The sequence below is a fragment of the Arachidicoccus ginsenosidivorans genome (assembly GCF_007971385.1).
GTDB lineage: Bacteria > Bacteroidota > Bacteroidia > Chitinophagales > Chitinophagaceae > Arachidicoccus > Arachidicoccus ginsenosidivorans.
On sequence record NZ_CP042434.1, the window covers coordinates 1,619,761 to 1,645,413 of the forward strand.

24 protein-coding genes are annotated in these 25,653 nt (G+C 43.0%); 15 read left to right on the forward strand and 9 right to left on the reverse strand.

All coding sequences use genetic code 11. The features are described 5' to 3' along the window. Nucleotides 1-9: 9 nt before the first annotated feature. The gene (locus FSB73_RS06685; RefSeq protein WP_146780759.1) at nucleotides 10-330 is read right to left on the reverse strand and encodes a hypothetical protein; all 321 of its coding nucleotides are present in this window, start codon (nucleotides 328-330) and stop codon (nucleotides 10-12) included. Between the two features lie 106 nt (nucleotides 331-436). Between FSB73_RS06685 and FSB73_RS06690 the strand changes: the two genes are divergently transcribed. Together FSB73_RS06690 and FSB73_RS06695 are read left to right on the forward strand one after the other, a co-directional pair. Beyond that, entirely contained in the window at nucleotides 437-721 is a 285-nt protein-coding gene (locus FSB73_RS06690) for a TetR/AcrR family transcriptional regulator (protein ID WP_146780761.1), read from the forward strand. A gap of 8 nt (nucleotides 722-729) precedes the next feature. Next, nucleotides 730-1,032 carry a hypothetical protein gene (locus tag FSB73_RS06695; protein WP_146780763.1) on the forward strand — a complete coding sequence of 101 codons (303 nt, stop codon included), beginning with the start codon at nucleotides 730-732 and terminating at the stop codon, nucleotides 1,030-1,032. A gap of 243 nt (nucleotides 1,033-1,275) precedes the next feature. Here the strand turns inward: FSB73_RS06695 and FSB73_RS06700 are convergent, their stop codons facing one another. The 8 genes from FSB73_RS06700 to FSB73_RS06725 all read right to left on the reverse strand — a co-directional run bounded on the left by FSB73_RS06700 (nucleotide 1,276) and on the right by FSB73_RS06725 (nucleotide 11,692). Continuing rightward, complete coding sequence (locus FSB73_RS06700) at nucleotides 1,276-6,015, reverse strand: translocation/assembly module TamB domain-containing protein (RefSeq protein WP_146780765.1); 4,740 nt, start codon at nucleotides 6,013-6,015, stop codon at nucleotides 1,276-1,278. 97 nt (nucleotides 6,016-6,112) lie between these two features. After that, nucleotides 6,113-6,688, reverse strand: a complete 576-nt coding sequence (locus tag FSB73_RS24360; RefSeq protein WP_225974562.1) for a TrkA C-terminal domain-containing protein — start codon at nucleotides 6,686-6,688, stop codon at nucleotides 6,113-6,115. Nucleotides 6,689-6,699: 11 nt separating this feature from the next. Further along, the gene (locus FSB73_RS06705; protein WP_262712523.1) at nucleotides 6,700-8,244 is read right to left on the reverse strand and encodes a cation:proton antiporter; all 1,545 of its coding nucleotides are present in this window, start codon (nucleotides 8,242-8,244) and stop codon (nucleotides 6,700-6,702) included. Nucleotides 8,245-8,428: 184 nt separating this feature from the next. Next, nucleotides 8,429-8,620 carry a YkgJ family cysteine cluster protein gene (locus FSB73_RS24365; RefSeq protein WP_317132840.1) on the reverse strand — a complete coding sequence of 64 codons (192 nt, stop codon included), beginning with the start codon at nucleotides 8,618-8,620 and terminating at the stop codon, nucleotides 8,429-8,431. Further along, nucleotides 8,614-8,913 carry a YkgJ family cysteine cluster protein gene (locus FSB73_RS24370; RefSeq protein WP_225974563.1) on the reverse strand — a complete coding sequence of 100 codons (300 nt, stop codon included), beginning with the start codon at nucleotides 8,911-8,913 and terminating at the stop codon, nucleotides 8,614-8,616. The genes FSB73_RS24365 and FSB73_RS24370 overlap by 7 nt, the downstream gene beginning before the upstream one ends. A gap of 373 nt (nucleotides 8,914-9,286) precedes the next feature. Continuing rightward, entirely contained in the window at nucleotides 9,287-9,937 is a 651-nt protein-coding gene (locus FSB73_RS06715) for a hypothetical protein (RefSeq protein WP_146780766.1), read from the reverse strand. A 26-nt stretch (nucleotides 9,938-9,963) separates the two neighbouring features. Continuing rightward, nucleotides 9,964-11,139, reverse strand: a complete 1,176-nt coding sequence (locus FSB73_RS06720; protein ID WP_146780768.1) for a hypothetical protein — start codon at nucleotides 11,137-11,139, stop codon at nucleotides 9,964-9,966. Next, a complete protein-coding gene (locus FSB73_RS06725; RefSeq protein WP_146780770.1) occupies nucleotides 11,120-11,692 on the reverse strand; it encodes an RNA polymerase sigma factor in 573 nt (190 codons plus the stop codon). Before FSB73_RS06725 ends, FSB73_RS06720 begins: the two co-directional genes overlap by 20 nt. A 122-nt stretch (nucleotides 11,693-11,814) precedes the next feature. Between FSB73_RS06725 and FSB73_RS06730 the strand changes: the two genes are divergently transcribed. The 13 genes from FSB73_RS06730 to nagA all read left to right on the forward strand — a co-directional run bounded on the left by FSB73_RS06730 (nucleotide 11,815) and on the right by nagA (nucleotide 25,603). Next, entirely contained in the window at nucleotides 11,815-12,213 is a 399-nt protein-coding gene (locus tag FSB73_RS06730) for a DoxX family protein (protein WP_146780772.1), read from the forward strand. A 103-nt stretch (nucleotides 12,214-12,316) separates the two neighbouring features. Beyond that, nucleotides 12,317-12,655, forward strand: a complete 339-nt coding sequence (locus FSB73_RS26420; RefSeq protein WP_262712524.1) for a hypothetical protein — start codon at nucleotides 12,317-12,319, stop codon at nucleotides 12,653-12,655. Continuing rightward, entirely contained in the window at nucleotides 12,589-13,779 is a 1,191-nt protein-coding gene (gene gatB / locus FSB73_RS06735; protein ID WP_262712525.1) for an Asp-tRNA(Asn)/Glu-tRNA(Gln) amidotransferase subunit GatB, read from the forward strand. Before FSB73_RS26420 ends, gatB begins: the two co-directional genes overlap by 67 nt. Nucleotides 13,780-13,889: 110 nt before the next feature. Then, nucleotides 13,890-14,477, forward strand: a complete 588-nt coding sequence (locus FSB73_RS06740) for an adenylate kinase (protein ID WP_146780774.1) — start codon at nucleotides 13,890-13,892, stop codon at nucleotides 14,475-14,477. A 662-nt stretch (nucleotides 14,478-15,139) separates the two neighbouring features. After that, nucleotides 15,140-15,757, forward strand: coding sequence for a dihydrodipicolinate synthase family protein (locus FSB73_RS06745; protein ID WP_262712526.1), 618 nt, complete (start codon nucleotides 15,140-15,142; stop codon nucleotides 15,755-15,757). Then, nucleotides 15,718-16,056, forward strand: coding sequence for a dihydrodipicolinate synthase family protein (locus FSB73_RS26425; RefSeq protein WP_262712527.1), 339 nt, complete (start codon nucleotides 15,718-15,720; stop codon nucleotides 16,054-16,056). The genes FSB73_RS06745 and FSB73_RS26425 overlap by 40 nt, the downstream gene beginning before the upstream one ends. 101 nt (nucleotides 16,057-16,157) lie before the next feature. Beyond that, entirely contained in the window at nucleotides 16,158-17,366 is a 1,209-nt protein-coding gene (locus FSB73_RS06750) for a hypothetical protein (protein ID WP_146780775.1), read from the forward strand. 54 nt (nucleotides 17,367-17,420) lie between these two features. Beyond that, nucleotides 17,421-18,653 carry an MFS transporter gene (locus tag FSB73_RS06755; RefSeq protein ID WP_225974564.1) on the forward strand — a complete coding sequence of 411 codons (1,233 nt, stop codon included), beginning with the start codon at nucleotides 17,421-17,423 and terminating at the stop codon, nucleotides 18,651-18,653. A 24-nt stretch (nucleotides 18,654-18,677) separates the two neighbouring features. Then, nucleotides 18,678-20,813, forward strand: coding sequence for a GDSL-type esterase/lipase family protein (locus FSB73_RS06760; protein WP_225974565.1), 2,136 nt, complete (start codon nucleotides 18,678-18,680; stop codon nucleotides 20,811-20,813). A 98-nt stretch (nucleotides 20,814-20,911) separates the two neighbouring features. Beyond that, nucleotides 20,912-22,090: an AGE family epimerase/isomerase gene (locus tag FSB73_RS06765; RefSeq protein ID WP_146780778.1), complete on the forward strand. Its 1,179-nt coding sequence runs from the start codon at nucleotides 20,912-20,914 to the stop codon at nucleotides 22,088-22,090. Nucleotides 22,091-22,144: 54 nt separating this feature from the next. Beyond that, a complete protein-coding gene (locus FSB73_RS06770; protein WP_225974566.1) occupies nucleotides 22,145-23,401 on the forward strand; it encodes a sialidase family protein in 1,257 nt (418 codons plus the stop codon). 17 nt (nucleotides 23,402-23,418) lie between these two features. Further along, entirely contained in the window at nucleotides 23,419-24,378 is a 960-nt protein-coding gene (locus tag FSB73_RS06775) for a DMT family transporter (protein WP_146780780.1), read from the forward strand. A gap of 28 nt (nucleotides 24,379-24,406) precedes the next feature. Beyond that, a complete protein-coding gene (gene nagA, locus FSB73_RS06780; RefSeq protein WP_225974567.1) occupies nucleotides 24,407-25,603 on the forward strand; it encodes an N-acetylglucosamine-6-phosphate deacetylase in 1,197 nt (398 codons plus the stop codon). The last annotated feature ends 50 nt before the right edge of the window (nucleotides 25,604-25,653 follow it).

The window sequence follows — 25,653 nt, forward strand, 5'->3', positions numbered from 1 at the left end:
TTGGACTATTTACCACCTTTCATCCTCGGGAATATCCTTGGGTATTCCCATCTGATACTTCGCCCGTAAAGCTACTTTTTGTTTCTGTCTTTCCAAAAGCAGGTGGGCAATAATTTCAGCAGGTGGGGCATCTGAGCTATTTAAACGCTCTTTCAAACGCTTTTCATCCACATCTACCCGGTACAAAAGCTGGCAAAGCCCGGCAAAATCAGTCTCAATCAAATGAGTGACTCCGCGAATTAACATTGCCTGCTTATCCTCCCCCGCCAGAGTTTGTGTTTCCAATGGAGAATCAAGCAGTTCCAGCAGCCATTTTTCATCTATTATCATGACAATTCGCTCATTTTTCCATATTCAGAACACAAATTCTATTCCGCTTGTGGAAATACTAACAAATTTTCTTATTTTGCATTGAAATAATTATAATTTTGTAGCTATGGCAAGAATCAAAACAGACAAAGACATCACTAAAAAAGACGTCATCTTAAATGCAGCGTCCAACCTGTTTCGTCAACGCGGCTATAAAGCTGCCAGCATGCGTGATCTGGCAGAGAAAATCGGCATCGAGGCAGCTAGTCTCTATAATCACATCCGCTCTAAGTCGGAGTTATTGTATGACATTTGCTTTAATACCGCCAATATTTACAATGACTATCTGGAATCCGTAGAAAATTCTAAAGAGCCTTATCTGAAAAGGTGGAGCTCATCCTACGCTTTTTAATCAACCAGATGATTGAAAATTTTGATGATGTGGTGGTAGCAGACAGAGAATGGGTACATCTGGAAGATGCATACCTATCCAGTTACCAGACCATGAAACACAATTATCGTAAGCGGATCAATCATATAATCACCAAAGGAATTGAAGCTGGAGAAATCAAAGAGATCAATGTTCCCTCTACCATATGGTTGCTACTGCATGCGATCAATGGTATTGAGTCCTGGCACCGCTCCAAAACACAGATTCCACCGGAAGAATTAGAAGAAAATATGATCTCCATTCTGATTGGTGGCATGAAAAAGGTAAACTAACCCCTACCTGCTCGGAATTGGGAGAATTATAATATTTACGTTTAAAAAATGCGTTGAGCCCACTGGATGAATATCAAGTGGGCTCAACGCATTTTTAATACATGGATCATCATAGCAGCATAGCAGCTGCCTGCTTATTGCTTAAAATATCCACGCTCAAGGTACTGCATCAATATTATATTCCTGTAGCCACCCATCCAAGTCATATTCTTAATAAATTTTGGTCTGTTCCAATCTCCCAATCTATTTGGGTCGGATCTCCATCGTATTTTCCCGGGTCTTAACTTCCTTAAACGATTCTTTTTTCCCAGCAAAAAGTTTCTCAAAATCTTTGGTATAACTGATGGAGACGCCATAACGATTTTGCCGGCCAATAGATCCGGCAGAAGCGACCCCCAGACTACTTCTGTTGAAAATTACTGCTCGCAATTTTCGGTCCCTGGTCAGTACAAACTGCACGGAGATATCCGGTAGAAACTGAAAGCTTCCATTTTCCATAGCCGCCGCAGAACTACCCAACCCGAAGTCCAGATTTGATCCAAAACTCAACAGTATTTTATCATTGGCCAGACTCTGATATAATTTAAAGTTCACACTTTGCCTGTCCAATCTACTATTACTGGAGCCGGTCCCCAATATACTGGCACTACTATAGGTCGCAGCGCCTACTTCAAAACGGAGTCCCTGATCACCGGTCAGTTTATTGAGTGCATGTGAAAATAAATTATTCAATTCATGTGTCACCAGTGAACTGATCGTATTAACCCCGGCAGAGGTAATATTGGCCGTATTGCCTGCTTGTCCATAAGGTGCAAAAGAATTAAAAACGATCAGATAAGTGACCTGTTTGAGCATTTCATTTTCATCACTTTGCATCCGGTTGATGAACAGGGCAAAATCAGGGTCTGATTTAACGGAACTGCCGGTAGGAAAGTCAATTTTAAACCCTATATCCGGTTTCAGCAAAAGCCCTCTGAGCTCTACAATTACATAAACATCTCCCCTATATCCTCGGATATTATTTAATCCAGCCTGCCCCTGTACGCTTGACTGCGTATTAATCAAATCATTGATACTCACCTGATGAGCCGTGTATTGGGCATCGATATGCAGATTAGCATTATAAGGGTCTCCTGTCCATTCAATAAAATTATTCGCCCCTTCAATGAACTGAAATGGCTTTTTAAGAAATGTCTGAAAATTAAAATTATACCGACCTTTAGAGATCGCATATTTGCCCTTCATGGTCATTTCCCCGTGAGCAGGCATAAAGATCTGCAATCGTCCATTACCCGTTGCAGTGATTACATCCCCGGTCAATGGATCTAAAATTACATTAATCACCGCCAGGTCATTGGCCGTAAGATCCATACTAATATTCAGATGAGAGTCTTGATCGCCACTTTTCTTAACCTCCTGACCATATTTTTTAAAGACAATAAAGTCAGCATCGCTGCTTACAGCTGTGGTATTGGTATTAATACTAATATTGGATGAATCAGCAACGCTGCCTTTAATATCCATCAACATTTGCTCCTGGGTTCCTTTTAGTGTGAACCTTGCATTCGCAATTGCTTTACCATAAAACCGCTCATTATCCGTAGCCAGTGTATTTAAAACCAGAATTTTAGGCGAACTCATATCAAAGTCAAAACGCATATTCTGAAAGCCATCATGATAGAGTTTACCTTTGACAGTTCCTGTATTGCCATAGATATCTTTCACCGTAAACTGCCCAAAATCAATATTGTCATCATTAAAAACAAAATCCGCAGAAGGCACAAAATATTTTACCTTGGTATAGATAACATCCAGACTCGCCGAATCAATATGTGCCTTTCCTAACAATTTAAGTTTCTCAAAAGATCCTTTCAGCTGAATATCGCCTGTTCCTTTTCCATCAATATTCTTAAATAGATTACCCAGGAATTGATTTAAGAAGGAAATCCGGGTGTCTTTTAACTGCACATTTAAATCAAGTGGAGAGCCGATAGAATCCCTTAGGTTATAATAGCCGTCTGCATTAAAATGATAATCTTGATTATCTGCATCCGCCTTTATGGAGATCCGATCATTTCTGGCGGAGTAGAAAGCCGTTGAATGCATCACCCCTACAGAGTCTCCATTGACCCTTAATTGGTCAAAAGTAAGTTTTTCATAGGCACTGAAATCACCAAAGAAATTGATCATTACAATGGAACCTGTCGCGAGCCCTTCTATTCTAGGACTTGAAAAAAATAAGGGTGTGATATCGCCGATATTAACTTTCGTCAAATTAAAAACCAGGTTATTATTGGTCGTATCTCTTTTCCCTTGTTGTGTTTCTACGGTTAATTCCTGGAACCCTTGAGAGAATTTTACATTTTTAGCAGAGGCAAAATGTTTCCTGATGATGATTTCCCCTTGCTTTTCCAGATCCCACTTTTTATCATTGAGGACAAAATAGGAAGGCTGGAACTGGATTTTAACCCCATCAGAAAGATTATCCACCATCGCCGATATATTAATCTCATTAATGGTATTATTGGAGCCTGTAGTGAGTTGAACCAGGGAGTGATCGTTTTTAGAATTAATCAACAATTTGGTATTCGGGAAAAAAGAACTGTCGTTTAAATAAAAGCGGTCCACCCGGGCACCAAAATCTATTTTTTCAAAATCTCCCTTCCCTGCCAGATGTGTTCCTTGGAGTTTAAAACGCTTATATTTAAATTCCGGGATACGGGCATCAAAATAAAAGCTACCCGAGTCATCCGTATTGACGGCCCCTTTTATACTGACACTATCAAAACCATGTAAATTGGAATCAATCAGATTGATGTAAGGCTCAAAATTACCCGTCTCAATCTGGACGGTAAAATGTTGATTTTTAGGCACCTCTTTAGGTGGATTGACAAATGCAGGATAGTACTTGTTTAAAAAGGACTGAAAAGTAACTGGCAAATCCAATATAGAATAAGCACCAATTACCTTTGCATTGAACTCATTATTTTCTACTGTCAGCACTTTATACTGATTACTATCAATACTGGCATAAAATGCCAGTGAATCAAAGTTCAGTGCAGTGCTGTCTTTTATTAATGAAACGTTGAGCAGCTTGGCCGACCCAACGAAGTCATCTATATTATCTCCTTCAAAGTTTAAGTCAAATAACCCCGTTAGTGTCAGGTTCTGATTAGTCAGGTGCGTCTTGCGCATGTCAAGCCCGACCAGATCCCCCAGGACATTGAATCTGGGCTTTTCTCCATTAAAATCGATCTCAACATTTGAAAGAAAGGTCGCATTGGGGTCATCAATTTTGAGTTCACCTGTAAAATACTTTTTTTGGAAAGTCCCGTTGACATCCACACCAGAATAAGCATAATGATTGACCTCCAGACTGTCAAAATGCCCTTTTAAGCCGGCCCGCATTGTATTAAGGGCAAATGAGCTGCCTTCAAAACTGCCGTCAAAAGCGACATTACCTAGTGCTTTTGTCTCAATGAAGGTACCCAGATCAAAGGATTTGGTTTTAATGGTTCCTTTATAAGTAGGCTCACCTTTATCCGGAAATTTAAGATTCAGGTTGGCTCTTGCGCCGCCTAGTGCGGTAGAAAGACTTCCTTTGGTGGTAAAATCATAGATTGTCCCATGGAAGTTGCCACTATAATGCATATCACCTAGCGCAGCCATATTTGGATTTTTTATCTCTCTGAGCTGCGGAACAATGGGTAAAAGTTGATTATAATTCGTATTCAGATCAATAGTATCAAAATCCATGACCGTATGGGCAATATCCGGCAATCCCTTCATGGTCAGATCCCCTCTAAGAACCATTCCGCCTTCACCACTGATTAAAAAATTATTGGCTTTAAAATTAGCTACGGTCCCTTGCATGGACCCGGAAAGCTTAAATTGTTTATTCCAGGTTTTTAACGCTGGGGCAAAATAGGCGATATCCTTACTACTGACTGATGCGTTTTTAAACCTTGCTGTAATATGCACTTTAGTGGTAAAATCCCCCATATCCTCCTGAAAATCTTTAAAGGACATGGCATAATAATTTTCCAGGTGACTGCCCCCTGTAAGAATATCCAGATTTTTAAATTCCATGACCTGGGGGGTCAATTTAAAATCCGCCTTTAGGTGTTTAATGGTAAACCCGCTTCTTTCTGTAGTGCTGAGGCGCATATCCGCTTTAATCGTATCGCGGACAAAAGAAAGCTTTCTGGCAGCAATATCCAGATGATTACATTGAATAAACCGGTCATCAAAATAAGGCACCACCGTGTGCGGGCGCATATGATTTATGAGCGCAAAAGTACCACCCATCATATGCAGGCTGTCGAGTTCAATATGCATACCAGCCGCATTAAAATACAAACCGGTATCGGGCTCATTTGAGAGGGGCGGGGAAGGCCTGTTTCCTTTATATTGAGTCAATTCAAACTTTGGCTTATCCAGCTCCAGATAGTGCAATTTAAATTCTAAGGTATTCAGGTCAATCTTTTCCGCATCCAGGAGCATCCTGCCGACAGACACATCCATATCTTCTCCGCGCCAGCCGTCCTGTTTATAATAACGGACATTTTTCAGGTCTACCTTTTTAAGATCCAGATCAATGGTTCCTTTGGTCGTATCCTTTTTAGGACTTGAAAAATAATCGATCAGAAACTGAAAGTTCCAGACCGAATCCTTGCGATTCTGGTAAATGGATGCATTTTCCAGTCCGATATATTTAAGTTCGATATTGTTTTTAAGAAAAAACCAGTCAGTGATTCTGACTTTCAGTGCGCCAGCTGCCAGCAGCGTGTCTTTTTTCTGATCCTTGATCAGAATATCATCCAGATCCATCCTATTGAAGAGCGTAAAGCTGACATGCTTTATACTGACCTCTGTGTGCAGGTCCTTAGACAGTCTGGCCGTCACCTTTTTTACCAGGAAGTTCTGTACGGGCTCAGTCTGAATAAGAATCCATACCAACAGTAATACTGCCAGTATAATCAAAAACGTACGTCCAAGTATTTTTAGAAAAGTTCTCAGAAAATCCGTGTTTTAAGTGCAAAGGTAATCATTATGCTTATGTTACCCATTGCTGTTAGGATCAGGCATCTTTCAGCGCCTGTATCTTTTGCTTGTTACCCACCAGCCAGATTACATCTCCCCACTGCAGCATTGTATCTGAGGAAGGATTAATAAAATGCTGGTCTTCTCTTTCTACCCGGATAACCAATCCGTCTGTTTTCTCCCGGATACCACTATCATGGATGGTCATACCTTTAACCCTAAAATGCTCATCCACCACCAATCTTTGTAAGCCGACATCTTCCACCTTGCTAGTGCTGGCCGTGTAGGCTTCAGGTCTACTGGACTCCAATACCGGCTGAAACTTACTTAACTGTTCATCAGTAGCGATAACGCCGATTTCATCGGCCGGGAAAATAATCTCTTCCCTTTTGGGCGGCAAAATAACCAGATCGCCTCTTTTGATAAAGGCGATATTGACACCGTATTTCTCCCGCCATTTAAGCTCCATCAATGTTTTGCCTAGAAAAGTCGCATTTGAGCCAACCACATGCTGTGAAATATGCGTCTCCCAGTCAGAAATATCATATTTACCCAAGTCTAATAGTGGCCTTTTCGCCTTTTCAGCGGCCTCTCTGGCATTTAGGTTAATCAAAAACCGCGCTTCTAATTTGCCATAAAACTTCTGAATCTTTTTGCTGAGCACATAAAAAAGAGCAAAATCACCGGAAGCAAAATAAGTAGTGCCACTTTACCGGAAAAATAGCGGTCGAGTAACAAACCAATGAGCGTCGCCCCGATCAAATTACGGGTTATCTCTATGACTAATAACGGCCCTCGATTGTAAATGCTATTCAGCCATAACTCTTTATAGGCCAACCCGGCAGGACGTTTCATCATTAACCCCCAGAAAAAAGGCGCTCCCAGTAAAAGCGTAATAAATACGCCCACAATTCCTACATAGGTCATGCTCTTTAACTTCCCAATCAAAAATGGCTCCAATAAGTTAATGGAGATCAGCAGAATCGCAATTATAACAATTCCATTGGTTACCAGAATAGTTGTGTAGGATTTTATGACTTTCTTCCAGGCACTTTCGGCCTGGATCTTTTGGGTACTGGAAGCATAAAGATTGACCGAAGAGACCCATTTTTGTGGAATCACCCTAAGAACCAGTTTATAAGCCGCATCGGAAGACTTAATCATATAAGGAGTGGTAAAAGTTGTGAGCGCTGAAACCCCAACCGCTACCGGAAAAAGAAAATCACTGGTAACATTGAGCGTTACCCCCAGCCCGGCAATAATAAAGGCAAATTCACCGATCTGTGCCATGCTCATCCCCACCTGAACCGATTGCTTCAATGGTTGGCCGGATAAAAGCGCTCCCAGTCCCGAACTGAAGAATTTACCCAAAATAGTCAGCAGCGTCACGATGATAATAGGCAGCCGGTAATCCCACATGGCCACCGGATCAATCATCATGCCCACTGAAACAAAGAAAACGGCGCCAAATACATCTTTCACCGGTTTAAATAAATGTTCTATTTTTTCGGCAGAAGTGGTTTCTGCCAGAATAGACCCCATAATAAAGGCCCCTAATTCAGCAGAGAAGCCCGCCTTGGTCGCCAAAACAACCATGCCCAGGCAAAGACCGATGGCCAGGATCAGCAGCATCTCATCGTCCATCATCCCACGCATTCTCTTTAAAAAAGAAGGAATCAGAAAAATACCCAGTACAAACCACAGGATCAAAAAGAACACGAGCTTAATGAGTGTCATAAGCATGGCGCCCCCCTCGAATTCTCTTGAAACCGCAATAGCGGGTAATAATACCAGTAAGAGAATCACGACCAGGTCCTCTACGACCAGTACCCCGAATACCACACCGGCAAACCTTTTGGATTTCACCCCCAACTCCTCAAAGGCTCGGATAATAATAGTAGTAGATGAACTCGCCAGAAGTGCCCCCAGAAAAATACTATCCATCTGGCTCCAGCCCATCCATTTACCTACCAGGTAGCCAGCCACAACAATAAACCCGATTTCTACAAAGGCAGTAACGGAGGCTGCGCCCCCTACCCGCATTAGCTTTTTAAAGCTGAACTCCAACCCAAGGCTAAAAAGTAAAAAGATAACACCTAGTTCCGCCAGGATTTTAATATTCCTTTCCTCTACCACAGTTGGTACCAAAGAGATATGCGGGCCTACCAAAAGGCCCGCAATTATATAGCCGAGTACCAGGGGTTGTTTTAATTTCCTAAAAGCAGGGTTACAACAGCTCCGGAAAATAAAATCAGTGCCAGGTCTTCAATAAGCGTGGGTAAGTGGCCCATATAAAGGGTTCAAAATTAAGTTGATGAAACGTGACTATTGGATGCTAACGAAAATACGAATATTATTCAAAAAGTTTTTCTAAAACGTAATAAACTGCAGGACAGAATTCTGCATTCTTGAGCGTGATGTTTTTTCGTTTAAAAAGTACATCCTCATCCGTATAGGGGAATCTGGCACAATCAGAGGGACGATCTTCATATATCTGGCAGGTATTATCCGCCTGTAGGAAAGGACAGGGAGAAGATTTCACCACATAATCCCCTCTTCATCCATATATAGATAAGTGGTGATCATCTCTGTTTCTTTCATCCCAAGGACCTTGGAAATCCTTTTAATGTCTGGCATTTTAAACCGGGGCGAATAATTTTTGCAGCACCGGGCGCAGGAAAGACAATCTACTTTTTCAAAAGCTTGCTCATGTAGACGGGGCAGTTTTTTTAGGGCCGCCTTCTTGTCGATTTTGGCCAGACGCTGGGCATACACCTTTTTTCGGTCTAAAGACCGTTTTTCCCAGTTATCAAAATTAAAGTCTGTTGATGCCGCCATATTGTTCCAGATAATGGCGCAAAAGTACGAAAATCCCGTCTCATCGCAATATATAGCCCGTTAAGTTCCAATTACGACAACCGCACTCATAACCTAAACAACAAAGAGTCAGCCGCTCCAGACATCTCTAATCAAAGAGAACCAGAACGGCTGACAAAGTTTACATACTCAATTTCTGACATTTAAATGGATTGCCTTAAGGTAAGCCACCTACACCCGTAGCATTAGAAGAAACCCACATTGATACCAATAGATACCGTATTAAAGTCTTTTGGCCCCTCACCATTGGCAAATACATCTGTCATATAATACTTGGCATAGATATTCACGGTTTCTGTTCCCAAACCAAAGCGTAGACCATACCTGACAGGATTCAAATTGAAATCCCCCTTACTTTTACTTTACCTTCTTCCTTACTGATCTGTTTTGTTTTGGCACCCAACAGAATACCGCCTTCTACCCCCATGTTAATCTGAAATTCACTTTTTCTGACAGGGTATATGGAAAAGATAAGTGGCATGGTCAAATATCTGGATCTCAATAGATTTTTAGAAAAATGTATATCTCCTTCAGGAATAATAGTCAACATATCCTGACCTTTTTCCAAGGTAATATCCTTTTCAAAATGGTAAGTATTCCAGGTTATCCCTAGCGCAGTGGAGAGCTTCAGAAAATGACCTTTATCCAGATAGACACCGCCTACTACAGGATAAAAAGCAAACTCAGGCCCTTTGTCCAGCCGCAAATCGCTATTGTTAGACCCGACTTTAAGCTTACCATGATCCATAAAACGGTTCCAGCCAAACTCCACGGTTGGATTAATCTCAAAATAGGCATTCTTGGAGCGGTGCACAATATCTACTTTTACCTTGGTGGTTTTTGACTTCCCATCCTTACCGGTAGTATTTATATTGACAAGGGAGGTTTTCTTTCTGCCACTCAGACTGTCCGTGGCATCATTATCCTGAGCAAATCCGCTATGGCATACCATGGCCATAAAAGCGATAAATAACACTTTTTTCATATTATGTATTTTTTTGTTTTCAGTTTTTATTTATAAGCAGTAATTGCTACGATACCAATATTAATAACTGTTTTATCCTCATCCTGGGTGACAACATCTTCAGAAATCGACTTGGCACCATTACTGATTTTCTGCACCAGACCTCTGAAAAATCCACCTTTTTTGCGGTTACGACGCACATGCGTTTTGTGATCCGCAAGCACGGTCTGGTTATAATCCTTTGCCGTGAGCTGGTCCACATCTAAGGAACTGGTAACGATCGTCTGAGCCTGCTGATCAGTATGCGCAATAGCAGATTCATTGGCGTCCATAGTTGTTTTCTTTTGCCTTTGAAGGGCCAGGCCAGCAGTTTGGGTTGCGCCGTTGTGGCCATCCATCTTCGTTAGTCCGGAAGCAACTGCATCCGTAAGACTCTTGTTTTCTACCTGTCCGGTTGCATTATTGATTTGATTTACACCTTTACCCTTTCCATTTGCCCTTGCAATGACTGCCTTATCCTTCGTTGCCCCACTAGCCAGGTCTGTTGTATTTTTAATAGATCGACCTGCAGTGACAACGCCGTTATCTGTCCCTGTGTTATTCCTTGGCTTTTTCAGCGCTGCAATGTCCTGCTGGCTTTCTTTTTGAACATCCCTTTGAACATCCTTCTGAACATCCCTTTGAACCTCTTTTTTAAGTGCTTTTTTAGGCTCTTCTAACCCTTCATTGGATTTAGCTGTTAAAGTGGCTGAAGCTGTTACCATATCTGTTTTTGCACCTTGATTTGTATTTACTTTAGCGTCCGTTTGCCCATTTTGATCTGTAACCCTTGGGGTTGTAGGCTGATTTAACACCGTCAATCCTTCCGGCGGTAAAATCACCGTATCTTTTTTCCCCAGTTCCTTAATACCGATGGTAAGCATAATCAAGATTGCGCCAACCGCTGCCGCATAAGATAATTTTGATTTAAAGCTTAAACGCAGTCCTCGGGCCAATTTGACCGGCGGTTTTACCTGAGCAGGCCGGCTTTTATCATGGTCTTTTTCTACAGCTCGCTCGCCCATTTGCAACCGGGCAAACATTTTATCCATCAAGGCGTCATCAGGAGACACTTCCGCGTCCGCCAACAAACGCCTTAGTTCCTGATCAAAGCTATTGGGTCTATTGTCACCGCCATGATCGCCTAAGTTCTTGTTAGCGTCATTATTTTTCAAATCTTGCATATGCCACCTCCTCTCTTTTATTGATTGCGTTTTGCAATACGATGCGGGCACGGGAAAGCTGTGATTTGCTGCCGCCTTCTGTAATGCCCAGTTTTTCGGCGATTTCTTTATGGGAATACCCTTCAATCGCATACATATTAAATACCATTCTATAACCATCAGGCAGGGCAGCAATAAGTGCCATTAAATCTTCTAAAGCCAGATTGTCAAGTCCCGATCCATAATTACCTTCAGTGTCCAGATCCGGCGTAAGTTCTTTCGTTTCCTGGATTTTCGCCGCCTGTCTGTAATATTCTATAGCCGTATTTACCATAACTCTTCTAATCCAGCCTTCAAAGGAGCCTTCTTTTCTAAAATGGACTATTGACCTGAATACTTTTACAAAACCAGTTTGTAAGAGCTCCTCTGCTACCATTTTTGTCTTTCCGTATCTAAGACAAACTGCAAACATCTTAGCTGCATATCTCTGATAGATGACCTTTTGAGCCGCATGCTCATTATTGATGCATCCTTCTATCAGTAAGTCCAGTGTATAATTGTCTGCTCTTTTCATCCTTTCTAAAACATAAGACGGGAACAATTTAACAAAGGTTGCGTTGTCTTTATATTTTTTTTGGTTCCTCCTGCTTCAGGTTTTGTATTTTTAAGCATCTATCCCTAAAAATACGATCACTTATGCAACTTACCAATCAGCAACTGGCCTATCAGGCCACCCGAATCGCCATCGGTATCAGTATCTTCTTTCACGGTGCCGTCCGGATCCCCAAACTCAGTTTCTTTGCCCATAGCCATCTGGAAATGTTCAGCCACACTTTTATTGGCGGCACCCCTACCCTTATCATGTGCTACATTATTCCCTTTTTAGAGGCCGGCACAGGCTTGCTCATTCTTATCGGAGGCAAGATTACCCGATATGGGTTGACCCTGGGCATTGCTACTATGGGCATCCTGATGTTTGGGGCATCCCTGGCCGAAAAGTTTGACTTATTGATTTCCATGTTATTACACGTTATTATATTTTTCTTATTATTAACACACAAAGAAACTTATCAACCAGCAATAAAAAAGGCTTAGACAGGAGAACCGCTCATTATAGCAGCCACTGGTGCTCCAATCAATTATTTTATTGGGCATACTGAACGATTTTCATAGACTGCGCTTTACCTTTGCTAACAATATGGCAATAATTTATCAAGGTAAATACGAGGCTGTGATCGGCCTGGAAATACATGTTCAGCTGGATACTGCCAGCAAATTATTTTGTGGAGACAGTACCGCTTTTGGGGCTGCGCCCAATACACATATCAGTCCTATAACACTGGCGCTACCCGGTACCCTGCCTAAAATTAATAAAAAAGCAATTGAATATGCAGTGCGTCTTGGTCTGGCCTGTCAGTGTGAGATTATGCCATATAACTTTTTGCCCGCAAGAACTATTTTTATCCGGATTTGCCAAAAGGCTGGCAGACCACTCAACATACTCACCCGATTTGTATGGGGGGCCTGGTTCCTATAAAGACGCAGGAAGGAACCCGGCTGGTGAAAATGCATCATATTCATTTAGAGGAAGATGCCGGCAAAAGTATCCATGATATTTATGACCAGGACACCTGCGTGGATTTAAACCGCGCCGGCACTCCGCTGGTAGAGATTGTATCTGAACCCGATATGTTTTCTGCCGATGAAGCCTGGAATTATGTACAAGAACTCAGGCGTCTGGTGCGCTGGATTGGTGTTTCAGACGCCAATATGGAGGAGGGTAGCCTAAGGTGTGACGCCAATATTTCTATCCGGCCCGCAGGGGATCCTGAACTTGGCACCCGGGTGGAAGTCAAGAACTTAAATTCTACCCGCAATATTAAAAGAGCCATCGATTATGAAATAGACCGGATGATCAAGCTGGTGGAAGCTGGCGGCAAGGTTAAACAGCAAACCAGGAGTTTTGATGCGACTGATGGAACTACTTTTGCGATCAGAGATAAAGAGGAGGCCAATGATTACCGGTATTTCCCGGAGCCTGACCTCCCGCCTATTCATCTGAGCGAAGCATTTATCCGGCAGATAAAAGCAGATATGCCTGCATTACCACAGGCACTTATTCAAAAATATCAAGCGCAGTATGATCTAAGTGAATATGACGCTGAACAACTGGTCAGCGAAAAGGAGATTGCAGACTATTTTGAAGCGTCCGTTAAGTATACCCATCATTATAAAGCTGTGGTCAACTGGATAAGTGGCCCCCTGCGCTCCATTATGAATGATGAGCACTTGCTGATTGATGAAACCTCAATTACTGCGGGCACATTGGCAGAACTGGTGAACCTGGTTGCTGAAGGCAAATTAAGTTTCTCTGTAGCCTCCACCAGGCTATTGCCTGCTTTAAGAGAGGCGCATAAGGCTAATACAGAAAAATCGCCACTTGAAATCGCGACCGATCTTAATTTAATACAAACAGATGATGCCGCACTACTCAATACCTGGATAAGTGAAGCCCTGGAAAGTATGCCGGAAAAAGTGCAGGCCTACCAAAAAGGCAAAAAAGGACTGATTGGGCTTTTTGTCGGTGAAGTAAAGAAAAGAAGTAAAGGCAAAGCTGATCCACAGCGCGTCATGGACCTGATCAAAGAAAAACTTGGCTAAACCAGGCAAACAATTGTTAGCTCCAAAGTTCTGTGTAATGCAGGTGTGATCGGCTTTTTGCATTAAAAAAATCAGTACATTTGCTGTTCAAATTATATTTAATATAAGTTATGTTTAATCTAATCTTGTTTGGTGCTCCAGGTAGCGGAAAAGGTACACAAAGTCTGAAAATTGCAGAAAAATACAATTTAAAGCATTTGAGTACAGGGGATTTACTGCGTCATGAAATCGCATCTGAAACCGCGCTGGGCAAGGAAGCAAAGGAATTTATTGATAAAGGCTTACTGGTTCCCGATGCCGTGGTAATTGGTATGATCAGCAAGGCCATTGAGACCCACAAAACCGTCCGCGGTTTTCTCTTTGATGGTTTCCCTAGAACAGAAGCGCAGGCAGAAGCCCTGGATAAACTGCTAAAACTCTATGAGAGTTCCATCAACTTGGTATTAGCACTGGAAGTCAGTGAAGATGAATTGGTTGAACGCTTACTGCTCAGAGGAAAGACCAGTGGTCGTTCCGATGATGCCAATGAAGAAATAATCCGGGAAAGAATTAAAGAATACCGTAAAAAAACAGCGGTGGTGGCCGATTATTATGATAACAATGGCGTCGTGAGAAATATAACCGGAGAAGGCACAGTGGACACCATTTTTGACAGTATCACACAAACAATCAATGAAGAGCTGGAAGTCGCCAGTTAAATTAGACGAGCCCACAACCATCGGTTTGGGTTCATCAAATACCGAATTTCATAAGAGATTTCCATAAAGGGATTTAAAATAACAGATTAAGGGACTGATTAAATAGCGAAAACGCTAGTTTTTCAGTCCTTTTGTTGTAGGTTAAGTGGCTTCTTTCCGCCTTCTTCTCGCCATCATTTTGACGTAATAGTCCCCGGGTAATTCAGTTTAGATCAAAAAAAAACGCATAAAAAGCCAATCAACCAGCGAAGCAAGGATGCGCAATTAAACAATACTGCCCTTCGGTAAATTCATTTTTTTGCCGTATTAATAGATTCCGGGCAGTAATAAAAGAAACCTCATTTATCCATTATCTTTTGCTTATCAATACACATTACATTATAATTAAAATTATTTAACTTTTTATCGAAAATAAGCCAATTTATTTGCACCTTTATTATGTCATACATAAGTATTTAATATTTATTTGACGGTTTAGTAAAGCGCATACAACACCCGCAGGAAATAATGAACAAAGTTGCAGTAAAAGTTGAGACCACCTGATTTACTCCATCAGGAATATGTCTGACAAATTTACCTAACTTTGGGATCAATCCACGGCCCGCTTATTAAACAATTCAAATAACTGTATTTGTTTATTTTTATTCAATAAAATATAAAGAATGGTTTCAAAATTACAAGGTCTGATCGCTGCTCCTTTTACCCCCATGCTGGAAGATGGCAGCCTAAACCTGGCGGTCATTAATAACTATTACCAATTACTTAAAAGAAATAAGGTTACAGGAGCGTTTATTGCCGGATCAACAGGTGAAGGCGTTTCGATGACGATGGAAGAAAAAATCGAGCTCCTGTGGGCCTGGCGCACAGTCACTAAGGAAGATCCTGATTTTCATGTTGTCCTTTTGGTCGGTGGCACTTGCTTAAAAGATGCGATCAGACTTGCCACTGCGGCAGAAAAGGCTGGCATTTATGGTATTGCTTTTACAGCTCCTTTTTATTTTAAGCCGGCCACGGCCAGTGTCCTGGCGGAACTTTGCCGCCAAGTGGCTGGAGCAGCGCCCAAAACGGCATTTTACTATTATCATATCCCCGTTCTAACGGGTTGTTATATTCCAATGTACGACTTATTAAGGGCCACAGGTGGCTCCATTGATAACTTTTGTGGCATTAAATATACGCACGAGGATTTTATGGATTTTCAGAGTTGTATGCATGTAGAAAATGGCAGGTATAATATGTTATGGGAAGGGATGAGAATATGCTTAGTTCCTTACCTTTAGGAACAAAGGCAGCCATCGGCAGCACCTACAACTACGCAGCACCTTTATACCTGGATCTGAGAGCAGCTTACCAGGCAGGGGATCTTAAGAAAGCGGAAGCCTTACAACAAAAGGCCATTGACATGATTCGCCTACTTGGCAAATATGGGGGCATCGCCACCGGCAAGGCTTTTATGAAACTCGTAGATATGGATTGCGGTTTATTCAGACTCCCGGTGTCAAATATGACTCCTGAGGCGTTTGAAGCATTTAAACAAGAAGTAGCAGCGCTGGATTTTGAATCTTTCAGATCTAAATAAATTGGAGGCTTTACGCCACCTATTCAAAAAGAGGGCAAAGCACCCAATTGATCTTTGTAATGCATTCAGTTTATTTAACCCACCCTCAACCGTGGTGACTTATGCGTAATTTTTCAAATATATTATTAACGCCCATCTTACTTATTATGGCATTGTTTGCTTCCTGTAATAACCCTAAACCGGACAATAATGGTGTAGACTCCCTCAACCTGCACTGGACAAAGCTGGGCGAGTTACCTCCAGAAAGCAACCAAGGTCAGGCGACGCCAAATCCTGGGCTAGCCGGACCCGTGGCCGGCATTTCTAACGGGTACTTGGTAGTAGGCGGCGGCAGTAATTTCCCAAAGGGTTTACCCTGGGAAGGGGGTAATAAAGCGTACCACCGTAAACTCTACATTTATCGACTATTGAATAAGGAAAACGGCGATACTGCTTTACTTAGTCCAGTTATAGGCGAATTCCCTTACTCCATAGGTTATCCAGCCTGCGTTTCAACGGATACCGGCATCGTAGTGGCAGGCGGAGAAAATGAAACTGGCCCTTTAAGCACCGTTGAATTGATCCATATCGACAAATCGCAATTGGAACCACAATTAAAAATCACCTCTTTGCCTTCCCTGCCTGTAGCCTGTTCAGGGGCCATGATAACCGCCATGGGTAGTAAAGTTTATCTGGCAGGGGGTAATAATGCCAATGGCCACACATTAGGACAATTCTTGCTGCTGGATCTAACCGATACGGCCAAGGGCTGGCAGCCATTACCTGAGTTAGTTCAACCTACCAGCTTTGGCGTTTTATATGCAGATCAGCCTAGTCATACCATTTATTTGGCAGGAGGCAGAAAGTCAAACGTACAAGCAAGAACTACTTTTTACGCTTCCTTATTTGCCTTTAATACAGAAAACCAAAATTGGGAAGAAAAAGCAAATCTCCCATACAGCGTTTCTGCGGCAACCGGGATTACGATGCAAGGAAAGCTGCTGTTTTTTGGCGGAGATCAGGGTGAGACCTTTCACCAAACAGAGGACCTGCTCTTAAAAATCGCTGTGGCAAAAGATAGCACGGAGAAAAGACAGTTGACCCTGCAAAAAAATACTTTGCAACAGCATCATCCTGGATTTACCCGTCAAATCCTCGCCTATAATCCTGCATTAGACCAGTGGAAACCCGCGGGTAAACTTTCCTTTGCCGCTCAGGTTACCACAACAGCCATCGCCTGGCAAAAGGGCGTCATTATACCCTGCGGAGAAATAAGAGCTGGCATTCGTTATGCAAACATTATAGAAGGTGCCATAAATCCTACGCCATAATATTTGCATTATAAACGTTAGACTTATGCGTCTTTCCAACAACTATTCATCACCATGATTCAACAGAAAAAATACTATCCCTGGTTATTAGTAGCCCTGCTTTGGGGCGTCGGACTACTCAATTACCTGGACCGGCAGATGCTTTCTACCATGCGCCCTGCCATTCAGGTGGACATCCATGAATTGAGATCCGCGACTAATTTCGGCCTATTGATGGGGATATTTCTGTGGATTTACGGCCTGATGAGTCCCGTTGCAGGAGCCGTAGCAGACCGTGTCAACAGAAAATGGCTGATTGTTGGTAGTTTACTGGTTTGGTCAGGCGTCACTTTTGGTATGGGTTATGCCAGGACCTTTCATGAGCTCTACCTGTTAAGAGCAGTAATGGGCATCAGTGAAGCCCTGTACATACCTGCAGCACTGGCGCTTATAGCAGAGTTCCATCCAAAAAAAACGCGTTCCCTGGCGATTGGCATCCATATGACAGGCTTATATCTAGGGTCTGCCTTAGGCGGCTTCGGTGCCACCGTGGCAGCGTCCTATAGCTGGCACTTCACCTTTCATACCTTTGGGCTGATGGGTATTGGTTACGCCTTCATCTTAATTTTATTTTTAAGGGAAAATCCTGAGCGGTTTAGTTTACACGCTCAAAACAGGTCACTTGATAAACCTAAGATCGGCAAAGCCATTTCCGTCTTATTCTCTAATATGGCATTCTGGATTATTCTGATGTATTTTGCGGTACCCAGCCTTCCAGGTTGGGCTACTAAAAATTGGTTACCCACATTATTTGCGCATCATCTGAATATGCCGATGAGTCAGGCCGGGCCTTTATCCACCATGACAATCGCCATTTCTTCCTTTGCTGGTGTTATACTGGGCGGTTTTGTTTCTGACAGGTGGGTTCTTACCAATATCCGGGGCCGGATATTTACCAGTGCCATTGGTCTGTCGCTCACTATTCCAGGTTTACTATTTATGGGATTTGGCCATAGTCTAATTGTGCTTGTTGCCGCAGGCATTTGCTTTGGCCTCGGTTTTGGCATTTTTGATGCGAACAATATGCCCATTCTCTGTCAATTTGTAGCACCCAAATACCGAGCCACCGCCTATGGGCTGATGAATATGGTGGGCGTTTTCTTTGGCGCTTTTATCACAGATCTTTTGGGCAGATCCACCGACGGTGGACATCTGGGCAGAGATTTCGCTCTTTTGTCAATCATCGTACTGGCGGCGCTGATAACGCAGTTATGGACATTAAAGCCTACTGTAAATGATTTTAAATAATAAAGCTTAAATATTGTCTTGATAATGCAAATGCAAACAAAAGAGCGGCTCATTTTTAATACATGTAAATTATTGACAGGAACATTATTCTTTCTTTTTGTCACCATCAGTGGTCATCTCTTAGCCCAGAAAATAAAGGTTGCCTGCGTAGGCAATTCTGTCACCTATGGATACACCCTTAAAGATCCAGCTACCCAGTCCTACCCAGCTGTCTTACAAAACATGTTGGGCATTCGTTATGAAGTGGGCAATTTTGGCCATAGTGGCGCAACCCTATTAAAAAGAGGCCATAATCCCTACTATAAAACAGCCGAATTTAAAAAGGCCATCCAAATGCATCCGGATATCGTAATCATTGACCTAGGCTTAAATGATACAGATCCCAGAGATTATGCGCTTTATCGCGACCAATTTATACCTGATTATACCTGGTTAATTGACACATTTCGTCAGGCTAACAAGTCCGTTAAAATTTATATTTGTAAGATGACCCCTATTTTCACGGGGCATCCCCGTTTTATGTCCAGCACGGCCACTTGGTATAAAAAGGTGCAAACGGACATTGAAAAGGTGGCCAGGATAGGTCAGCTTCCAATTATTGACCTTTATGCAAATTTTCACGACCGTCCGGATCTGATAACCGACAAACCTACACTGCATCCAAATAAAGCCGGTGCGCAAAAACTGGCAACTGTTATATATCAACATATTACCGGCAATTTCGGGGGACTTAAACTTGCCGATATCTTTACAGATAATATGGTTTTACAAAGAGAGAGACCCATTAAAGTCTGGGGCACCGCCAATAGTGGTACAACAGTTTCTGTCAGCTTTCATGGTGCAACACAAAAAGTACGGGTTCCTTTTAATGGCCATTGGAAACTGCAGTTGCCTGCTGAAAAAGCCAGCAGCCAGCCCCAACAAATGACCATTGAAAATGCAGGGCGGCAAATACAATTAAAAAATATCCTGATTGGCGATGTCTGGCTGGCATCCGGGCAATCCAATATGCTTTTCACTGTAAAAGAAGCTAAAAAAGCAGACAGTTTACTTAAAAACAGCAGTAATGCACCTGGTACCTTACGATTATTTAACTATAAGAACCTAGCCGCAACGGATAATGTGAATTGGGACACCACCATCTTAAATAAAGTCAATAATCTGGCCTTTTTTTCCGGTAGCTGGCAGCAGCCAGATCAAAATAGCGTCGCGGCATTTTCTGCAATTGCCTATGTATTTGGCAAAGAGATCGCTGTCAAAAAAGATATACCAGTAGGTATCATTGAAATTGCCGTAGGCGGCTCTCCGCTGATTTCCTGGGTAGATAGAACCTCTTTGGAAAATAACCCATTATTTGAACCTGCCTTAAACGACTACCTTCATTCAGACTTCCTGATGGCCTGGTGTAGGCAAAGAGCCGGTAAAAACCTAGCATTATCCATCAACCCCTACCAGCGTCATCCCTACGAACCTGCTTATAATTATGAAGCTGGTATTGCCAAGATCGCCGGTTTGCCCATCCAAGGGGTTATCTGGTATCAGGGAGAAAGTGACGCAGATAATGCCCCCTTGTATGGCAAGTTATTTCCGGTTTTTATTCGAAGCTGGCGCCAGGCCTGGCACCAAAATCTACCCTTCTATTATGTCCAGCTCTCCAGTCTGGACAGACCTTCCTGGAATTATTTCAGGGATCTGCAAAGGAAATTACAATACAAAGTTCCGAATACAAAAATGGTGGTCACCAGTGATTTGGGAGATTCGCTCAATGTCCATTACCCGGATAAGATCCCGGTAGGTAAAAGGCTTGCGCGGGTGGCATTAAAAGAAACCTATCATATAGACATACCAGACACCGGCCCTGCATTTAAATCCATCCGCAAAACAACTACCGCGGCTAAGACAATACTTACGGTTCACTTTTCCCATGCGGAGGGTCTGACAAGTAAGAACCATCAGCCTTTAACCGGTTTTGAAGTGATGGACATGGCGGGCAATTTACTACCTGTTAAAGCCAGCATTAAAGGTAGCGATGTTTTAATGACTTTGCCCCCATCTATCCAGGTTCAAAGTGTGGTATACGGCTGGAATGGATTTTCCAGAGCAAATCTGATCAATAGCGCTGGCCTTCCGGCCAGTACTTTTAAAGCAGATCTGAAGTAATGCGCCAACTAGTATTACCAGGCAATAGCGACTCCAGGATAAATTTTTAAGCACCTTCTACAACAATTTAACAGGCAACAAATTTAAAAAATAACGATATGGACTTAGCTTATATCAAAGAGTTACATCAGTTTTACCAAAAAGAGCTCCTGGAGGATACCTTACCTTTTTGGTTCCCCAGAAGCATTGATCAAAAGTATGGCGGTTACCTGCTTATGCGGGATGCTGACGGAAGTTTGATTGATGATGACAAAGCTGTCTGGATCCAGGGGCGAGCCGCCTGGCTCCTAGCCACTCTCTATAATACAGTGGAGAAAAAACAAGCCTGGTTGGATGGGGCCGCTGCGGGGATTGATTTTTTGCTCAATCACTGTTTTGACCCGGCAGGTAAAATGTATTTCCACATGCAAAGGGATGGAACACCCATTCGGATGCGCCGTTATTTTTTTTCTGAAACTTTTGCCGTGATCGCCCTAGCCGCATATGCAAAGGCTACCCAGGATGCAAGGATGGCCGAAAAAGCAAGGGAGCTCTTTACGCGCTGCCTTGAATATGCCAAGGGTGAACGGCTGATGACCCCTAAATTTGAGCCAACCCGTCCTGCAAAGGCTATCGGCATTCCAATGATTATGATCAATACCGCCCAACAGCTGCGGGAAACCATTGGTGATCCCAGATGTGATCAGCTGATCCAAGACTGGATCGCTGAAATCGAAAGAGATTTTGTGAAAGAAGATATCCGTTGTGTCATGGAACAGGTGGCGCCGGATGGCAGCATCATAGATCATATCGATGGTCGCACACTTAATCCGGGTCATGCAATCGAAGGAGCCTGGTTTATCCTGCATGAAGCACGTTATCGGAGCAACAAACATTATCAACAGCTTGGTTGTAAGATGCTGGATTATATGTGGGAAAGAGGCTGGGATAAAACCTACGGCGGTATATTATACTTCCTGGATGTATATGGCAAGCCTGTACAGGAATATTGGCAGGACATGAAGTTTTGGTGGCCACAAAATGAAGCTTTGATCGCCACCCTGCTTGCCTATACCTTGACAGGCGATCAGAAATACAAAACCTGGCACGAAGATTTGCGCCAGTACACCGAAAATTATTTTCATGACAAAGAGCACGGCGAGTGGTATGGTTATTTGCACAGGGATGGCTCCCTGGCTCAAACAGCAAAAGGCAATCTATTTAAGGGTCCTTTCCATTTACCCAGACAACAGTGGTATTGTATGCGTTTGTTGTCAGCGCTGGTAACCGCTAATTAAAGCAATTTAGTCACCACTATTAGCTTGCCTCCATTTTTAAAATCCTAAATTTGTATGATGATGCAATTACAATGTACCAACTTAAAACTAAATATAAAAAAACTGTATTTTGCAATAATGCTACTTACCTGCAGTTCGTTATTAGTAGCCTGCAAAACCAGCCAAAACGCAGTTCAGGAGTTGGCAGGAAATCCCGCTATTAAGTCGATCGACACAACCCCGGCCGTAACCGTTTTTGAGTCGGGTAGCCAAGGATATAAGTCTTTTAGGATACCCGCAATTATCAAAGCTCCTGACGGGACGCTACTTGCCTTTGCTGAAGGCAGGGTGGACGGAGGGGCTGATTTTGGTCATGTAAAAATTGTTTTACGCCGCAGTAAAGATCAGGGGAAATCATGGGGCGCCTTAAGCGTAGCTGCCTCCAATGGCGATTTGCAGGCAGGCAATCCTGCCCCGGTCGTTGACTATAGCGATCCTGCCTATCCTAAAGGAAGAATCTTTTTATTTTATAATACGGGTAACGTTGACGAGGGGCGCATGCGTAAAAAAGAAGGTGTCAGAGAGATCTGGTATGTCACTTCAACAGATAATGGCCGCAGCTGGTCTGATCCGGTTAATATTACCGACCAGACCAATAAGATTGACCAGCCAAATCTAAATCCCCGCTGGAACCATCCGGAAGACTGGCGCAGTTATGCCAACACACCTGGTCACGCTATGCAACTAAAAACTGGCCATTATAAAGGCAGGATCTATGTCGCTGCCAATCATTCCCAGGGAGCACCCAAAGCAGATTTTACAGACTACGTGGCCCATGGCTTTTATACCGATGATCACGCAAAAAGCTTTCATATCAGCCAAAACAACGCATTTCCCGGATCCAATGAATCGACTGCCGCTGAGCTATCGAAGGGACGCCTGCTGATGAATAGCCGTGATCAAAGCGGCAGACAAAGAAACCGGATCATTGCCATCAGCAGCGATGGCGGGCAAAGCTGGGACACCACCTATTATGATAAGCAATTGCCGGATCCGATTTGTGAAGGCGCTATTTTAACTTTAAACTACGGAAAAAAGCACAATACCCTGGCCTTTTCAAATAATGCAAGCCGTAGTGGCAGAGACTCTTTGACCCTTAGAATCAGTTACGATGACGCTCAAAGCTGGCCGGTCCAATATTTAATAGAGGCAAGCAATACCGCTTACAGCGATATTGTCCAGGTCAGCAAAAATGAAGTCGGCATTTTATACGAAGCAGCAGGTTATCGAAAAATAAAATTTAAATTGGTTAATTGGAAAAAAGCCCATTAGCTTAGTACATTTATTACATGGCATTTTCTCCTTCATTTAAAAGTCCTGGCCTTAAATGGGTGCTGATCGGGGTTATTTTTACCCTGCTTTGGTCTTCCGCCTCTACGGCTACCAAAATCGGGCTCAAGGTTGCTCAACCGCTTACCATTGCCCTGATGCGCTTTGCCATCGCATCTATATGCATGTTGGTTTATGCCCATGGGATTCGTCGTTATCCCTTTCCACGTGGTCGGCAATGGAAAATGATTACGAACTATGGATTCTTTAATATTACGGTGTATTTAGGACTGTATGTGCTGGCGATGAAAGACGTAACAGCAGGAATCGGTGCGCTGGCCATCGCCACCAGCCCAATATTTATCGGTCTATTGTCTATCATTTTCTTAAAACAGGTGCCACCAATAAAAATAATGGCAGCCTTGCTATTGGGTTTACTGGGTGTTATTATCGCCGCCTATCCTTTGCTGATTGGCACCGGTGTTTCCATAAAAGGTCTGGTGATCATATTAGCTGGAATGCTCTCTTATTCCGTGGCCTCTATTTATTTTAACAAAATGGATTGGCAGGGCTTGAAAATATTAACCATTAATGGCTGGCAAACTCTGATAGGCGGTGCATTACTTTTCCCTTTTATGCTATTAACCTATAAAAGTAGCGCCAATCATTTTGACCAGCACTTCTGGATTTCATCTGGATGGCTGGCTATATTTGTTTCCATTATAGCCATCCAGTGTTGGCTTTGGTTGTTAAAATCTGCCCCCATTAAAGCTGGTATGTGGCTTTACCTTTGCCCCATTTTTGGCTTTATCATTGCAGCTTTTTTTATGCATGATCCTTTGTCGCTCTATACACTAGCAGGTGTTGTCCTGGTACTTATTGCGCTTGTCATGGTACGAGGCAAAAAAGCGAAAGGAGAGAAAGCGCTCCAGCAGCAACGGGCAAGCCTTATTAAAAGTCAACAGGCACTTATTGAATAACACATATAGCAAAAACGATGACCATAAAATGAACCAACCAAAAACCTCATCCACGATGCGTACCCTGATTACAAATGCGCAGATCTATACGGGTTTTGAAGCCTCAGACAGTATAATAGAAAATGGGGCGTTACTTATACAATCAGGCAAGATTTTAAAGATATATGCATCAGACGAAGGGCAACCTGGTTATGATCATGAGGACCATGATTTTGACCATACCCAGATCATCAATCTAAAAGGACGGCGGCTAGGGCCCGCTCTGATCGATCTGCAAATAAATGGTGGCTACCAGCAATATTTTTCCAAAGACCCTTCGGCTAGCAGCCTGCTTGATATCGCTACTGCATGTAAGGACTTCGGCACGCTACATTTTTTGCCAACCTTGATTTCTTCTCCCACCGAGGTCATAATACAATCGCTCAATGCTGTCCAGAATTTCCAGGCGGACTACCCGGAAGCAGGCGTGCTGGGGATGCATCTGGAGGGGCCTTTTTTTAATCCCGTAAAACGCGGGGCACATAGCGCCAGCATAGTTCGCAGACCAACGGACAAAGAACTGGAATTAATTGTACAAGAAGGGAAGGGTATCATAAAGATCATGACACTAGCCCCTGAAATGTTTAGCGATGATCAAATCCGTTATTTGATGGATCAGGGCATTTTAATTGCTGCAGGGCATTCTGATATGAGCTATGAACAAGCCATGCATTATTTTGATATGGGGATTCATTTGGTAACACATCTATATAACGCCATGTCCCCCTTTGGTTCCAGAAGCCCTGGCTTTACCGGTGCAGCACTTGAAAGAGCAGGTGTTTGGACGCCAATTATCCTGGATGGCCATCATGTTCATTATGGCGCCGCCAGGATCGCCCACCAATTAAAACAACAGCAACTTTTACTGATCACGGACAGTAGTTTTCTTGGGCGAAAGGTTCAGGATTTTGTCTGGGCAGATTTTAATGCCAAAATGATCGCAGGTACCTACCGTAATCAAGAGGGAAATCTGGCGGGTGCCGCCATCTCTATGGTAGAAGCTTTGCAAAACGCCCTACGCTATCTGGAGGTAACCGAGCAGGAAGCCCTCGCCATGGCCACCAGTCGACCCGCGCGTGCTATTAACATGGACCATGAAATCGGGTACATCGCAGGTGGTTATCCTGCCAGATTCTGTGTATTTGATGCAGGATTTAAAAATCTTGAGCCCCTGATCGTATCATAAAAAAACACCGAGATCCGGGTAGAAGGTCCTTTAAAAGGAAACTCGGCACC

Bases quoted from the DNA above. Each gene is read 5' to 3' on its own strand.
- FSB73_RS06685 (WP_146780759.1), bottom strand. From the start codon at position 330: ATGATAATAGATGAAAAATGGCTGCTGGAACTGCTTGATTCTCCATTG.
- FSB73_RS06690 (WP_146780761.1), top strand. From the start codon at position 437: ATGGCAAGAATCAAAACAGACAAAGACATCACTAAAAAAGACGTCATC.
- FSB73_RS06695 (WP_146780763.1), top strand. From the start codon at position 730: ATGATTGAAAATTTTGATGATGTGGTGGTAGCAGACAGAGAATGGGTA.
- FSB73_RS24370 (WP_225974563.1), bottom strand. From the start codon at position 8,913: ATGGCGGCATCAACAGACTTTAATTTTGATAACTGGGAAAAACGGTCT.
- FSB73_RS06715 (WP_146780766.1), bottom strand. From the start codon at position 9,937: ATGAAAAAAGTGTTATTTATCGCTTTTATGGCCATGGTATGCCATAGC.
- FSB73_RS06720 (WP_146780768.1), bottom strand. From the start codon at position 11,139: ATGCAAGATTTGAAAAATAATGACGCTAACAAGAACTTAGGCGATCAT.
- FSB73_RS06725 (WP_146780770.1), bottom strand. From the start codon at position 11,692: ATGAAAAGAGCAGACAATTATACACTGGACTTACTGATAGAAGGATGC.
- FSB73_RS06730 (WP_146780772.1), top strand. From the start codon at position 11,815: ATGCAACTTACCAATCAGCAACTGGCCTATCAGGCCACCCGAATCGCC.
- FSB73_RS26420 (WP_262712524.1), top strand. From the start codon at position 12,317: ATGGCAATAATTTATCAAGGTAAATACGAGGCTGTGATCGGCCTGGAA.
- FSB73_RS06740 (WP_146780774.1), top strand. From the start codon at position 13,890: ATGTTTAATCTAATCTTGTTTGGTGCTCCAGGTAGCGGAAAAGGTACA.
- FSB73_RS06745 (WP_262712526.1), top strand. From the start codon at position 15,140: ATGGTTTCAAAATTACAAGGTCTGATCGCTGCTCCTTTTACCCCCATG.
- FSB73_RS26425 (WP_262712527.1), top strand. From the start codon at position 15,718: ATGGGAAGGGATGAGAATATGCTTAGTTCCTTACCTTTAGGAACAAAG.
- FSB73_RS06750 (WP_146780775.1), top strand. From the start codon at position 16,158: ATGCGTAATTTTTCAAATATATTATTAACGCCCATCTTACTTATTATG.
- FSB73_RS06755 (WP_225974564.1), top strand. From the start codon at position 17,421: ATGATTCAACAGAAAAAATACTATCCCTGGTTATTAGTAGCCCTGCTT.
- FSB73_RS06760 (WP_225974565.1), top strand. From the start codon at position 18,678: ATGCAAATGCAAACAAAAGAGCGGCTCATTTTTAATACATGTAAATTA.
- FSB73_RS06765 (WP_146780778.1), top strand. From the start codon at position 20,912: ATGGACTTAGCTTATATCAAAGAGTTACATCAGTTTTACCAAAAAGAG.
- FSB73_RS06770 (WP_225974566.1), top strand. From the start codon at position 22,145: ATGATGATGCAATTACAATGTACCAACTTAAAACTAAATATAAAAAAA.
- FSB73_RS06775 (WP_146780780.1), top strand. From the start codon at position 23,419: ATGGCATTTTCTCCTTCATTTAAAAGTCCTGGCCTTAAATGGGTGCTG.
- nagA (WP_225974567.1), top strand. From the start codon at position 24,407: ATGAACCAACCAAAAACCTCATCCACGATGCGTACCCTGATTACAAAT.